Source organism: Erythrobacter sp. AP23 (assembly GCF_001542855.1).
Classification (GTDB): domain Bacteria; phylum Pseudomonadota; class Alphaproteobacteria; order Sphingomonadales; family Sphingomonadaceae; genus Qipengyuania.
This window is the reverse complement of the sequence record NZ_LNBY01000018.1, coordinates 321011-333642: the sequence shown is the minus strand read 5'-3', so window position 1 is coordinate 333642 and position 12632 is coordinate 321011. Positions and strand designations below refer to the sequence as shown.

General features: G+C 65.3%; 13 protein-coding genes. 10 read left to right on the top strand and 3 right to left on the bottom strand.

Annotated elements, in window-relative coordinates; all coding sequences use genetic code 11:
• The first annotated feature begins 29 nt into the window (after positions 1-29).
• Both ASS64_RS14540 and ASS64_RS14535 read left to right on the top strand, forming a co-directional pair.
• Complete coding sequence (locus ASS64_RS14540; protein WP_067696010.1) at positions 30-380, top strand: ArsC family reductase; 351 nt, start codon at positions 30-32, stop codon at positions 378-380.
• Entirely contained in the window at positions 359-1393 is a 1035-nt protein-coding gene (locus tag ASS64_RS14535) for a glycerophosphodiester phosphodiesterase family protein (RefSeq protein WP_067696007.1), read from the top strand. The genes ASS64_RS14540 and ASS64_RS14535 overlap by 22 nt, the downstream gene beginning before the upstream one ends.
• On the opposite strand, the gene ubiG is transcribed toward ASS64_RS14535, so the two are convergent.
• On the bottom strand, positions 1374-2132 hold the full coding sequence (gene ubiG / locus ASS64_RS14530) for a bifunctional 2-polyprenyl-6-hydroxyphenol methylase/3-demethylubiquinol 3-O-methyltransferase UbiG (protein ID WP_067696004.1): 759 nt from the start codon (positions 2130-2132) through the stop codon (positions 1374-1376). The two genes, ASS64_RS14535 and ubiG, sit on opposite strands and share 20 nt — an antisense overlap.
• Positions 2133-2185: 53 nt before the next feature.
• Here ubiG and ASS64_RS14525 point away from each other — a divergent pair, with 53 nt between their 5' ends.
• The 5 genes from ASS64_RS14525 to purU all read left to right on the top strand — a co-directional run bounded on the left by ASS64_RS14525 (position 2186) and on the right by purU (position 6941).
• On the top strand, positions 2186-3466 hold the full coding sequence (locus ASS64_RS14525) for an aspartate kinase (RefSeq protein ID WP_067696001.1): 1281 nt from the start codon (positions 2186-2188) through the stop codon (positions 3464-3466).
• Entirely contained in the window at positions 3463-4623 is a 1161-nt protein-coding gene (gene purT, locus ASS64_RS14520) for a formate-dependent phosphoribosylglycinamide formyltransferase (protein WP_067695998.1), read from the top strand. The genes ASS64_RS14525 and purT overlap by 4 nt, the downstream gene beginning before the upstream one ends.
• A gap of 48 nt (positions 4624-4671) precedes the next feature.
• A complete protein-coding gene (locus ASS64_RS14515) occupies positions 4672-5688 on the top strand; it encodes a nitronate monooxygenase family protein (protein ID WP_067695995.1) in 1017 nt (338 codons plus the stop codon).
• A 1-nt stretch (position 5689) separates the two neighbouring features.
• Complete coding sequence (locus ASS64_RS14510) at positions 5690-6013, top strand: hypothetical protein (RefSeq protein WP_067695992.1); 324 nt, start codon at positions 5690-5692, stop codon at positions 6011-6013.
• A 73-nt stretch (positions 6014-6086) separates the two neighbouring features.
• Entirely contained in the window at positions 6087-6941 is an 855-nt protein-coding gene (purU, locus tag ASS64_RS14505; RefSeq protein WP_067695989.1) for a formyltetrahydrofolate deformylase, read from the top strand.
• Here the strand turns inward: purU and ASS64_RS14500 are convergent, their stop codons facing one another.
• Positions 6942-9116, bottom strand: coding sequence for a PQQ-dependent dehydrogenase, methanol/ethanol family (locus ASS64_RS14500; protein WP_067695986.1), 2175 nt, complete (start codon positions 9114-9116; stop codon positions 6942-6944).
• A gap of 121 nt (positions 9117-9237) precedes the next feature.
• Here ASS64_RS14500 and ASS64_RS14495 point away from each other — a divergent pair, with 121 nt between their 5' ends.
• From ASS64_RS14495 to ASS64_RS14485, 3 genes are all read left to right on the top strand, one after another.
• Entirely contained in the window at positions 9238-10107 is an 870-nt protein-coding gene (locus ASS64_RS14495; RefSeq protein WP_067695983.1) for a dienelactone hydrolase family protein, read from the top strand.
• A gap of 63 nt (positions 10108-10170) precedes the next feature.
• Positions 10171-11178 (top strand): SPFH domain-containing protein, encoded by a 1008-nt coding sequence (locus ASS64_RS14490; RefSeq protein WP_067695982.1) that lies wholly within the window; start codon positions 10171-10173, stop codon positions 11176-11178.
• An 11-nt stretch (positions 11179-11189) separates the two neighbouring features.
• On the top strand, positions 11190-11660 hold the full coding sequence (locus ASS64_RS14485; RefSeq protein ID WP_067695979.1) for an NfeD family protein: 471 nt from the start codon (positions 11190-11192) through the stop codon (positions 11658-11660).
• Between the two features lies 1 nt (position 11661).
• On the opposite strand, the gene ASS64_RS14480 is transcribed toward ASS64_RS14485, so the two are convergent.
• A complete protein-coding gene (locus ASS64_RS14480; RefSeq protein WP_067695976.1) occupies positions 11662-12612 on the bottom strand; it encodes a complex I NDUFA9 subunit family protein in 951 nt (316 codons plus the stop codon).
• Between the last annotated feature and the right edge of the window lie 20 nt (positions 12613-12632).

Sequence of the window (12632 nt, the reverse complement as noted above, 5' to 3'; positions counted from 1 at the left end):
GCAGAAGCAAGAAAAGGGGTCATGGACCGGTGACGAATACGATTGTTTACGGCATTCCCAATTGCGACACGGTCAAGAAGGCGCGCAAGTGGCTCCACGCGCAGGGGGTCGAATACACCTTCCATGATTACAAGAGGCACGGCGCCGATCCGGCGAAACTCGCTTCATGGATCGAGTCCGAGGGCGTCGATACCGTGCTCAACCGCCGCGGCACGACCTGGCGCAAGCTGCCCGAGGAGGACAAGGCCGATGTCGACGCGGCCAAGGCCGTCAAATTGCTGCAAGACAACCCTTCCATGATCAAGCGCCCCGTCGTCGAGCATGACGGCGCCCTGCTGGTCGGTTTCAAGGAAGACGAATGGTCCGCGCACTTCTCCTGATCCTCGCGGCGCTGGCGGCAGCGCCCGTCGCGGCTGCGCCGGCCGACGACTTCATAGTCATTGCGCATCGCGGCGCCAGCGGCGAGCGGCCCGAGCACACGCTGGCAGCCTATGAACGCGCGATCGACCAGGGCGCGGACTATATCGAACCCGACCTTGTGGTGACGAAGGACATGCACCTCGTCGCGCGCCACGAGACCGAGCTCGGCGGAACCACCGATGTTGCCAGCCGCGAAGAGTTCGCCGACCGCAGGCGTTCGAAGACGATCGAGGGGCGGCTGGTCAGCGGCTGGTTCGCCGAGGACTTCACTCTTGCCGAACTGCGCAGCCTGCGCGCCCGCGAGCGGCTGCCCGGCTTGCGCCCCGCCAATGCGCGTTTCGACGGGCTTTACCAGATTCCCACCTTCGAGGAGATAGTCGCGTTGGTGCAGGCGAAGGAAGCCGAAACCGGGCGCCCGATCGGGATCTATCCCGAGCTCAAGCATCCGACCTGGCTGCTGCAGGAGGAGGGGATCGATACGGTGGATCTGCTCGCCACAGCGCTGCGCAAGGCCGATCTCGACGACGCCGACGACCACGTATACGTGCAGGTATTCGAAGTCGGGCCATTGAAACGTCTCGACCGCCTGGTCGAAACACCGCTGGTGCTGCTGATCGGACCGCAGGGTGGCCCCTATGATGAGCCCGCGATGAGCTGGTCCGAGATCATGACCCCCTCGGGCCTCGCCGAAGTGGCAAGCTATGCAGACGGTATCGGACCGTATCTCGGCCATGTCCTGTCGCCCGATGGCGCGCCGACACGGCTTGTCGCCGATGCGCAGGCAGCCGGGCTCGAGGTCCATGCCTGGACGCTGCGCAAGGAGAATGCCTTCCTGCCGCCCGCGCTGCGCCGTGGCGAGGAGGAGAGTGCAACCGGCGATCTCGGCACACTCGCGCAGATGGTGCACGCCGCGGGTGCGGACGGTGTATTTACCGACGATCCGGCACTGGTGCTCAGCGCGCTCGGGCGGTGACTATGTAGTTCAGCGACAGGTCGTCGGTCAGGTACAGGCCCTTGGCGGGCGACAAGCCGATCCCCTTCGGATAGCCCATCTCGAGCCCGGCCTCGTCGAGCAGGTCGCCCAGTTCCTCGGGGGTAATGAAATCGTCCCAGTGGTGCGTGCCCTTGGGGATCAGCCCGATGCCTTCGGCTGCGCCGATCATCAGCAGCCGCGATTGCGGCGTGCGGTTGGGGGTGGAGAGGACCATCAGGCCGCCGGGCGCAAGCCTGGCGGTAAGCGCGGCGACGAAGGCGCGCTTGTCCGCGACATGCTCGATCACTTCCATCGCACTGACGAGGTCGAACGTGCCGATGTCGAGGCTCCCGATCTCGCCAGCGATATAGCGGATGTCGAGCCCCGCGCCCTCGGCATGGAGGGCGGCGGCCGCGACATTTTCGGGCGCGGCATCGACGCCGGTGACTTCGGCGCCCAGGCGCGCCAGCGGTTCGCACAGCAGACCGGCGCCGCAGCCGACGTCGAGCGCGCTCTTGCCGGCCAGCGGGCGACGCGCCTCGATATCGCCCGCCCAGTGCAGGTCGATCGCCTCGCGCAGGAACTGCAGACGGACCGGGTTGAGGCGGTGCAGCATGGCGGAGGAGCCCTTCGGGTCCCACCAGTCCTTGGCCAGCCTGCCGAAATGCGCCGCCTCGTCGGGCCGGATCGTTTGGCCGCCTGAAGTATTGCTACGTGCGCTCGTGGTTGCATCGCTCATGCCGCGTGGCTAGCAGCCAAACCCTGAGCATTCCAGCACGGAGACAAACGCGCTTGGCCCGCATCGTGATGAAATTCGGCGGCACCTCCATGGCGGGGACCGAGCGTATCCGGCGCGTCGCAAACATCGTGCGCAAGCAGGCCGCACGCGGGCACGAGGTCGCGGTAGTAGTGTCGGCCATGGCCGGCGAGACCGATCGGCTGGTCAATTTCTGCCGCGAGGCCAACGCGCTCTACGACCCGGCGGAATACGACGTGGTTGTCGCCAGCGGCGAGCAGGTGACCAGCGGCCTGCTGGCGCTCACGCTGCAATCGCTGGGCTGCAAGGCGCGCAGCTGGCTCGGTTGGCAGCTGCCCGTCAACACGATCGAATCCCATGCCAAGGCACGCATCGAGAGCATCGATGCCGACGAGCTGGTCGCCAGCATGCAACGCGGCGAGATCGCGGTGATTCCGGGCTTCCAGGGGCGCGCATCCGACGGGCGCGTGACCACGCTGGGCCGGGGCGGCTCGGACACCTCTGCGGTTGCCGTGGCCGCAGCGGTCAAGGCGGATCGTTGCGACATCTACACCGATGTCGACGGCGTCTACACCACCGACCCGCGTATCGTCGCCAAGGCGAAGAAGCAGAGGGCGGTGACCTACGAGGAAATGCTCGAGCTCGCGAGCGTGGGGGCCAAGGTGCTCCAAACGCGCTCGGTGGGCCTGGCGATGAAAGAGGGCGTGCGCGTGCAGGTCCTCTCCAGCTTCGTCGGCGAGGATGCGATCCCTGCTGACGATCACCCCGGCACGATGATCGTGTCGGAGGAAGAAATGAACGAACTTGTGGAGAAGGGCGACATGGAACGCCAGCACGTGACCGGCATCGCGCACGACAAGAACGAGGCCAAGGTGATCCTCACCCGCGTGCCCGACAAGCCCGGCGCGGTGGCGCATATCTTCGACCCGCTGGCCAAGGCCGGCATCAATGTCGACATGATCATTCAGAACGTCGGCCGCGACAAAGGCGAGACCGACGTGACCTTCACCGTCCCGCAGGCCGACCTCGCCCGCGCGCAGGCACTGCTCGAGGACAAGCGCGAGGACATCGGCTTCAACCGGCTGATCACCGACAGTCAGATCGCCAAGATATCTGTGGTCGGCGTTGGCATGAAGAGCCACGCAGGTGTCGCCAGCACGATGTTCCAGGCGCTGGCCGACCGCGGCATCAACATTCAGGCGATCACCACGAGCGAGATCAAGGTCAGCGTGCTGATCGACGAGGACGAGACCGAACTCGCTGTGCGCGTGCTGCACACGGCCTATGGCCTGGATGCGGCCGACGAGGCTGCATGAGCCACACTGCGAAGATTCTCCTGCTCGGCTCGGGCGAGCTGGGGCGCGAATTCGTTATTTCGGCCAAACGGCTGGGGGCCTATGTCGTGGCTTGCGATGCCTATGACGATGCGCCCGCGATGCAGCTGGCCGATGCGCGCGAGGTGTTCTCGATGCTCGATGGCGAGAAGCTGCGCGAAGCGGCGGAGAAGCACCGGCCCGACTATATCGTCCCCGAGATCGAGGCAATCCGCACTTCGGTGTTGGCCGAGCTGGAGGACGAGGGCTTCAGCGTCGTCCCTTCCGCGCGCGCGGCGCAGCTGACCATGAACCGCGATGCGATCAGGGACCTCGCGGCTAACGAGCTGGGCCTCGTCACTTCGAAATATCGCTATGCCAAGAACCTCGAAGAGGTGAAGGCCGCCGCGCAGCACACCGGGCTGCCCTGCGTGATCAAGCCGGTCATGTCGTCCTCGGGAAAGGGGCAGTCGACCGTGCGCGACGAAGCCGGGCTCGAAGAGGCCTGGGATTACGCCTGTGCCAATATGCGCGGCGACCGGCAGCGGGTGATCGTCGAGCAATTCGTCGATTTCGACTACGAGATCACGCTGCTGACCGTGCGCCACAAGGATGGCATCAGCTTCTGCCCGCCGATCGGCCACCGGCAGGAGCGCGGCGATTACCAGGAAAGCTGGCAGCCGACGCCGATGACCGATGCCGCGGTCGCGAAGGCGCAGGACATGGCGAAGACCGTGGTCGACGACCTCGGTGGCTACGGCCTGTTCGGGGTCGAATTCTTCGTAAAGGGCGAGGAGGTGATCTTCTCCGAGCTTTCGCCGCGCCCGCACGATACCGGCATGGTCACGCTGGTGAGCCAGAATCTCACCGAATTCGACCTCCACGCCCGCGCAGTCATGGGCCTGCCGATCCCTGCCGAGCTACGCGCACGCCCGGCTGCCAGCGCGGTGATCCTTGCCGAACGCGACAGCGCTAGCCTGTCCTACGAATGCCTCGCCGAAGCCATGGCCGAAGGCGCCGATTTGCGCATCTTCGCCAAGCCGACCAGCCGCCCTTACCGCCGCATGGGCGTGGCGCTGGCGACCGCAGGCGATACCGACGAGGCCCGGCGAAAGGCCCGCGATGCCGCGCACAAGGTACGGATCGTCTATGGCGATTGATCTATCGCCGCTTGCCGAGAGGGCGAGCCGGGCTTAAGCGCCCTGCGGATGAGCGACTATCCCAAGACCGCCCGCCTGATGCAGCGCGGCGCAGATTTCCTCGGCACCCGCACCGCGATCCTGTGCGGCGCGATGAGCTGGGTTTCGGAACGCAATCTCGTCTCGGCCATCTCCAACGCAGGCGGCTTCGGCGTGATCGCCTGTGGGGCGATGACCCCGGACCTGCTCGACACAGAGATCGCCGAGACGAAGAAGCTGACCGACAAGCCCTTCGGCGTGAACCTCATCACCATGCATCCCGATCTGTTCGAGCTGATTGCAGTGTGCGAGAAGCACGGCGTCGGCCATGCCGTGCTTGCCGGCGGCATCCCGCCCAAGGGCAGTGTCGAGGCGATCAAAGGCGGCGAGAATCCGGCGAAGGTCATCTGCTTTGCGCCCACGCTCGCGCTCGCCAAGAAGCTGCTGCGCTCGGGCGCCGATGCGTTGGTGATCGAGGGCATGGAAGCGGGCGGCCATATCGGCCCCGTTTCGACCAGCGTGCTGGCACAGGAAATGCTCCCCGAACTGGCCGAGGATCACCTGATCTTCGTTGCCGGCGGGATCGGGCGCGGTCAGGCGATCGCCGGCTATCTCGAAATGGGCGCCGCGGGTGTCCAGCTCGGCACGCGTTTCGCCTGCGCGCAGGAGAGCATCGCTCACCCCGCTTTCAAGAAGGCCTTCTTCCGCGCATCGGCGCGCGATGCGATCGCCAGCGTCCAGGTCGACCCGCGCCTTCCGGTGATCCCGGTGCGCGCCCTCAAGAACAAGGGCACCGAGGAATTCACCCGGAAACAGATCGAGGTCGCCGGCGTTCTGGACCGCGAGGAGATCGCGATGAACGAGGCGCAATTGCAGATCGAACATTACTGGGCAGGCGCGCTACGCCGCGCGGTGATCGATGGCGATGTCGAGAACGGCAGCCTGATGGCCGGCCAGTCGGTCGGTATGCTCAAGGAAGAAGAGCCGGTCGCGGCGATCATCGAGAAGCTGCTCGGACAAAGCGAGGAGGCGCTCGCGCGCCGCTGAAATGGTGATCCATCGGCTGGACCTCGATGTCGCCATCTACCGGGATCGCATCCAGGTAACCCATCGTACGACGCGAAATTTCGCCGACCAGCCCGCCGAATTCGGCTTCTCCTCCGTAGATTCGATCGTCGCGCATCCGCGCTACCTTGAGGACGCTATCGTCCGTGCGATCGGCAAGATATTGCGGCGAGGCGGCTTCGAGATGCTCGCCCCCGTGGCGCGTGTTGTGAGCTGCGAGACGAAGCTCGATCCGGCCGAGAAAGCGGTCGTCGAAGCCGCGCTGGGCGAAGCGGGCATGCGCAAGGTGGTGTTCGAGATCGACTGACCAAGCCGGTATTGCGGCAACCCAAGCTCGTTTGCACTTGCGCAGGCGGGGGCGCGAGAGACATGAGGCGACCATGGCAAAACCGCTGGTCCTGACGCTGTCCTGTACCGATCGCCCGGGCATAACCGCGCGGGTAACGACCTTCCTCTTCGAGCGTGGCGGCAATATCCTCGAAGCGCAGCAGTTCAACGACCGGGAGAGCGACGCCTTCTTCATGCGCGTCGAATTCGATCCCGGCGCCACGCCGCGAGACGCCATCCGGGCCGATTTCGCCGTGGTTGCGGAAGAATACGGCATGCAGTGGAAGCTCGCCCTGCGGGACCAGCCGCGCCGCGTGCTGATAATGGTCAGCAAATTCGACCATTGCCTCGCCGACCTGCTCTATCGCTGGCGTATCGGCGAGCTGCCGATGGAGCCGGTCGCGATCGTCTCCAACCACCCGCGCGAGGCGATCGAACACACGCATCTGGGCGATATCCCTTTCCACCATCTGCCGATCACGCGCGAGACCAAGGCGCAGCAGGAAGCGCAGGTGAGGGCTATAGCCGAAGAGACCGATGCCGAGCTGGTCGTGCTGGCGCGTTATATGCAGATCCTGTCGGACGAGCAGGCCGCCCACTTCGCCGGGCGGTGCATCAACATCCATCACAGCTTCCTGCCCGGATTCAAGGGTGCCAAGCCCTACCACCAGGCCTATGAGCGCGGGGTCAAGATGATTGGAGCAAGCGCGCATTACGTCACCGCCGATCTCGACGAGGGCCCGATCATCCACCAGGATGCGGAAAGTATCGGCCACGCCGACACGCCCGACGAGCTGGTGCGCAAGGGCCGCGATATCGAAAGCCGCGTGCTGGCCGAAGCGGTTCGCCTTCACCTCGAGGAGCGCGTGCTCCTCAACGGCCAGCGCACTGTGGTCTTCAGCGGCTGATCAGCGCCGCGCCACCCGGTTCGCCGCGCGGGCGTTCTCCATGTCCCTGTCTTCGTTCGCGCGCTTGATCACGTAAGCGCGGATGGCCTCAATCTCCACGGGCGTCAAAGAGCCCTTGAAGCTGGCCATCCCATTGTCCTGCAGCGCGCCGTCGTGGACGATTTGCTGCCAGGCCTGCCGGTTGTCGAGCGCACCCGAGCGGCGCAGGTCGGGTAGCACGGTCGAACCCACCGCGCCTGGTGCATGGCAGACCGAGCAGTAGCGCGCGTATTTCTCGCGCCCCAATTCGACCGTGGCGGCGCTCGCACGGCTGGGCGGTGGATCGAGCGGGGCAGCCGCCAGTGCGGGCTCGGCCGGAAGCTCGGCCTCGCCGCCGAGCTTGAATACGAGCAGGCGACTGATGTTGCGCACCGGATGCATCTGGTCGATCAGCGTACCGTCGGCAGTGATTGCGAAGGCGCCGCCCCAGCCGGCCAGAACGGCGACATATTGCTCGCCGTTCACGGTGTAGGTGATCGGCGGTGCGACGACGCCGGTCTGCGCAGCGAAGGTCCACAGTTTCTCGCCGGTCGAGCTGTCGTAAGCGGAGAATTCGCTGCCCGAATTGCCCTGGAACACCAGGCCGCCGCCGGTCGCCAGCACGCCGCCGTTCCACGGTCCGGGATGCTCAACCGTCCATTTGGCCTCCTGGTTGACCGGGTCCCAGGCCAGCAGCTTGCCCTTGATCGTGCCCTGAACTTCGCGGCGGAAACCCATGTCGGGCGGCAAGTCGCCGGCACCCATGTCGAAGCCGATGTTGAAGCCGCGCTGGCGATCGGGCTTCCAATCCGATTGCGGGGCATAGAGCATCGCCGCTTCGAAAGCCGGGATATAGACGAGGTTTTCGCCCGGGTGATAAGCCATGGGGTGCCAGTTGTGACCGCCCAGAGGGCCGGGCATCACAAGTGCCGGCTCTCCGGTCACATCCACGCGCGTTTCGGGATTTTCGATCGGGCGGCCGTTCTCGTCCATTCCCGTCGCCCAGTTGAGCGGAATATAGGGCTCGGCACTGATGAATTCGCCGGTCGCGCGGTCGAGAACGTAGAAGAACCCGTTCTTGGGCGCCTGCATCAGCACCTGCCGTGTCCGCCCGTCGATTTCCATGTCGGCAAGGACGATGTGCTGCGTCGCGGTATAATCCCAGGTTTCGCCCGGCGTGGTCTGGTAGTGCCAGACATATTCGCCGGTATTGGGGCGGATCGCGACGATGCTGGAAAGGTAGAGATTGTCGCCTTCGCCCGTCCCGTCGGGGCCGGGGCTGCGATAGGCGCGGTTCCACGGGCTACCGTTGCCGACGCCGAAATAGAGCAGGTCGAGCTCGGGATCGTAGGCCATCGAATCCCACACGGTCCCGCCGCCCCCGATCCCGCTATCGCCGGTCAGCACATCGCCGCTCCAGGTCTCGGCGGCCGCTTTCAGATAGTCGGGCGCGTCCTCGCCCTCATCGCCCGGCACGGTGTAGAACCGCCACAGCTCCTTGCCGTCCCCGGCATCATAGGCGGCGATGTAGCCGCGCACGCCGAATTCCGCGCCGCCATTGCCGATCAACACCTTGCCGTCGATCACGCGCGGCGCGCCGGTGATCGAATAGCTCTGCGATTGGTCGACCGTGACCTTCTCCCAGATCACTTCGCCGCTATCCCGATCCAGCGCCACGAGCCTGCCGTCGAGCGTGCCGAGGAACAGGCGGTTCCCCCAGGCGGCAAGGCCGCGATTGACGACGTCGCAGCACACCTTCACGCCGGTTTCTCCGGGCACCTGCGGGTCGTAGCTCCACAGCGGCTCGCCGGTCGCGGCATCGAAGGCGAAGACCTTGCTCCACGCACTGGTGACATAGAGCTTGCCGTCCATCACCAGCGGCGTCGCTTCCTGCCCGCGGGCCGTGTCCATGTCGGCGAACCAGGCGAGTCCGAGCTCGCCGACCGTGTCGCGGCTGACCTGGTCGAGCAGGGAATAGCGCTGTTCCGAATAGGTCTTGCCGTGCGTGATCCAATTGGCCGGATCCTCGCCCGCATTGACCAGCCGGACATTGTCGATCCCGCCTTCGGTATTTTCGCCCGTCGCCATGTTGCATCCGGCCAGCGTCCCGGAAAACCCAAGCGCGGCCAGCGCCGCCCAACCGATCCCTCGCATCATCCTCTCCCCGGCGACATTTGCGTCGCTCTTCGCAACCTACCCTGACGCGCCTGCTTGGGCTTGTCCATATGGCTGCGTGCTGCAAGGATCGTAGCCGACAGGGTGAGTGGAGAGACGAGCGATGTGCGACGAACAGGATCTGGCTCGCTGGGCCAAGGCGAAACTGACGCGCAGGGCCTTCGGCGGCGGCGCAATGGCGGCGGGCGTGGCTGCCTGCGCCCCGGTCGGGGTCGAAGCGGAAGCGAACGAGACTTTCGGCGGGCTGACCGAGCGGACGGTCGGCTTCGACGCGCCGGGCGGTACGATGGACGGCTTCTTCGTCCATCCCGCAGGGACCCGCAGCCCGCTGGTTCTGTTCTGGCCCGATATCGGCGGCATTCGCGAGGCGAAGCGGCAGATGGCGCGGCGGCTGGCAGGCGATGGCTATGCGGTCTTCGTCGCCAATCCCTATTATCGCGACGTTGCCGGCCAGCAATTCGAGGATTTCGCCGATTTCGCCAGCAGCGGGGGCTGGGAGAAGGCGAGCCCGTGGCGCCGTAGGCTCGATGCCGAAGCGATCCAGGCCGATGCGCGCGCGGCCACCGCCTGGCTCGATACGCAGCCCGGCGTCGATCGCGCCCGCGGGATCGGTACGCAGGGCTATTGCATGGGCGGCCCTTTCACCGTGTGGAGCGTGGCCGCGGTACCGCGGATGAAGGCCGCGGCGAGCTTCCACGGCGGCGGCCTTGTGCGCGAGAGCGACACCAGCCCGCACCGCATGCTGCGCGAGGATGCGCACTACCTCATCGCCATCGCGCAGGACGACGATGCCAAGGAGCCCGAAGCCAAGACCGAATTCCGCGAAGCTGCGAATGCGAACGGAGCGGAGGCGGAGATCGAGGTCTATGACGCCGACCATGGCTGGTGCGTGCCGGATGCGCCGGCTTACGACCAGGCGGAGGCGGACCGTGCCTGGGCGCGGCTGCTGGCGACCTATGCCGAGGCGCTGTAATCCGCTTTCGCTTGCCGCCAACGCCATGCGCGCTACCATGCCCTAGATCATAGGAGGGTCGAAATGCTCGGTGGTTCGCTAGTTCTGATCTTGCTGGTCCTGCTGGCCGTGCTGTTCCTGATGATGGGCGTGCGCGTGGTGAAGCAGGGCTTCGTCTACACGATCGAACGGCTGGGCAAGTTCACCATGGCGGCCGAGCCGGGGCTCCACCTGATCATCCCCTTCATCGATCGGGTCGGGCACAAGATCAACATGATGGAGCAGGTGCTCGATATTCCGGGCCAGGAAATCATCACCAAGGATAACGCCATGGTCGGGGTCGACGCGGTGGTGTTCTTCCAGGTGCTCGATGCGGGCAAGGCGGCCTATGAGGTGTCGGGACTGCACAATGCGATCCTCGCGCTGACCACCACCAATCTGCGCACGGTCATGGGTTCGATGGATCTCGACGAGACCCTCTCGAAGCGCGACGAGATCAATGCCCGGCTGCTGAGCGTGGTCGATCACGCGACCTCGCCCTGGGGCATCAAGATCACCCGCGTCGAGATTAAGGACATCCGCCCGCCGGTCGACATCTCCGAAGCCATGGCGCGGCAGATGAAGGCCGAACGTTTGAAGCGCGCCGAGATACTCGAGGCGGAGGGCGATAAGACCAGTTCGATCCTGCGTGCCGAGGGACGCAAGCAATCCGCCATTCTCGAGGCAGAGGGCAAGCGCGAGGCGCAATTCCGCGACGCCGAAGCGCGCGAACGTGCGGCCGAGGCGGAGGCCAAGGCGACCGAGATGGTCTCCAACGCCATCGCCTCCTCGGGCAATCAGGCGATCAACTATTTCGTCGCGCAGGAATACACCAAGGCAGTCGGGAAATTTGCCGATAGCCCCAACGCAAAGACCATCCTCTTCCCGGTCGAGGCGACGCAACTCATCGGCTCGCTCGGCGGGATCGGCGAGCTGGTCAAGGGCACCTTCGACAATGTCGAGGGCACGGTCGATACCGGAACCCCGATTCCTCCGACCCGCGATCCGTCGCGCGTGCGGCGACCAACCGTTCCCCGTTCGCGCGACAGCTAGGCACAGCGAATATGGATGGCGTCGACACCTACTGGATCTGGCTCATAGTCGGCCTTTCGCTGGCCATGCTCGAAATGGTCGTGCCGGGCGTCTATCTGATCTGGCTGGCGATGGCGGCGCTGGCGATTGCCGTGCTTGCCTTCGTATCCGCGCCGCCTCTGGCCTTGCAGATCATCGCCTGGGTTTCGCTGTCGATGATCTTCGCCTTTTCGGCCAAGCGCTGGCTGCGCGATCGCCCGATCATCTCCTCCGACCCGCTGCTCAACAACCGCGCGGGCCGGCTGGTGGGAGAAACCGCGCTGGTCACGCAGGCGATTGCCGATGGCGAAGGCCGGGTGAAAGTCGGCGACAGCGAGTGGATCGCGCGCGGTGCCGATGCCGATGCCGGGACGCGGGTGCGCATCACCGGCAGCCGGGGCGCGGAATTGCTGGTCGAGCCCGTCGTACTACTCGCAGAGGGCGGCAGCACCGAGGAGGATTAGCTCAGGAGCGCAGCCGTTCGCTGAAGCGGCCGTGCTTGCGATAACGCACCATCCATTTGTCGAGGAACAGGCTCAGGGGTTTCGGCTCGATCCCGAACTTGGGGAAACCGGGGAATTCGCCCGAAACCACATTGCCCTGTTTCAGCAGCTTCCACTGGTCGCTGCCCATCGGCGTGCCGGGAAGCGCGGCGAAGGTTGCAGATAGCCCATCGGGCATCGGCAGGAAGGTGCGCTTGCGGTTCTGTGCCGCAGCGATCGCTCGATTGATTTCCATCATCGACAGCTTTTCCGGTCCGCCGAGTTCGTAAGTCTTGCCTCCGAAGGTACCCGGGTCCTCCAGCGCGCGCACGGAGGCTTCGGCGACATCGTCGACATAGACAATCTGTAGCTTCGAATCGGGTGCGAAGACCGGCAGCACGGGCAGCGTCGAAATCAGCCCGGCGAACATGTTGATGAAATTGTCATCCTTGCCGAACAGGATGCTGGGGCGCAGGATCGTCGCCTTGGGGAAAGCGGCCAGCACTCGCTCTTCACCCATCTTCTTGGCGCCGGCATACTCGATTTCGGTATCTTCGTCGGGTTCTGCAGCGATCGCGCTGACGTGGACGAAGGCTTCGGCGCCTTCGCTGGCGGCGGCCTCGGCCATCCAGCCCGGCGCTTCGCCCATCAGGCGGTAGAGGTCGCCATCGAACGCGCCGACCAGATTCACCACGGCATCGGCACCGGCGATACAGCGCTCGACCGACTGGCGATCGCTGGCATCGCAGCGCGCGAATTGTATCTGGCCGAGATTGGCCAGCGGTTTGAGAGTGAAGGCGCGTTCGGGATTGCGGCTGGCGATACGCACACGCGCGCCGCGTTCGAGCAGGGCCTGCGCCACGTAATTGCCGATGAAGCCGCTGCCGCCCATCAGTACTACGAGCTTGCCGTCCAACGCACCGCTTTTCGCCATGGTAATTGCCTGTATCCTCG

Coding starts and splice junctions, on each gene's coding strand:
- ASS64_RS14480 (WP_067695976.1), bottom strand. CDS start 12,612: ATGGCGAAAAGCGGTGCGTTGGACGGCAAGCTCGTAGTACTGATGGGC.
- purU (WP_067695989.1), top strand. CDS start 6,087: ATGGCAAAACCGCTGGTCCTGACGCTGTCCTGTACCGATCGCCCGGGC.
- ASS64_RS14510 (WP_067695992.1), top strand. CDS start 5,690: ATGGTGATCCATCGGCTGGACCTCGATGTCGCCATCTACCGGGATCGC.
- ubiG (WP_067696004.1), bottom strand. CDS start 2,132: ATGAGCGATGCAACCACGAGCGCACGTAGCAATACTTCAGGCGGCCAA.
- purT (WP_067695998.1), top strand. CDS start 3,463: ATGAGCCACACTGCGAAGATTCTCCTGCTCGGCTCGGGCGAGCTGGGG.
- ASS64_RS14500 (WP_067695986.1), bottom strand. CDS start 9,116: ATGATGCGAGGGATCGGTTGGGCGGCGCTGGCCGCGCTTGGGTTTTCC.
- ASS64_RS14490 (WP_067695982.1), top strand. CDS start 10,171: ATGCTCGGTGGTTCGCTAGTTCTGATCTTGCTGGTCCTGCTGGCCGTG.
- ASS64_RS14485 (WP_067695979.1), top strand. CDS start 11,190: ATGGATGGCGTCGACACCTACTGGATCTGGCTCATAGTCGGCCTTTCG.
- ASS64_RS14495 (WP_067695983.1), top strand. CDS start 9,238: ATGTGCGACGAACAGGATCTGGCTCGCTGGGCCAAGGCGAAACTGACG.
- ASS64_RS14535 (WP_067696007.1), top strand. CDS start 359: ATGGTCCGCGCACTTCTCCTGATCCTCGCGGCGCTGGCGGCAGCGCCC.
- ASS64_RS14515 (WP_067695995.1), top strand. CDS start 4,672: ATGAGCGACTATCCCAAGACCGCCCGCCTGATGCAGCGCGGCGCAGAT.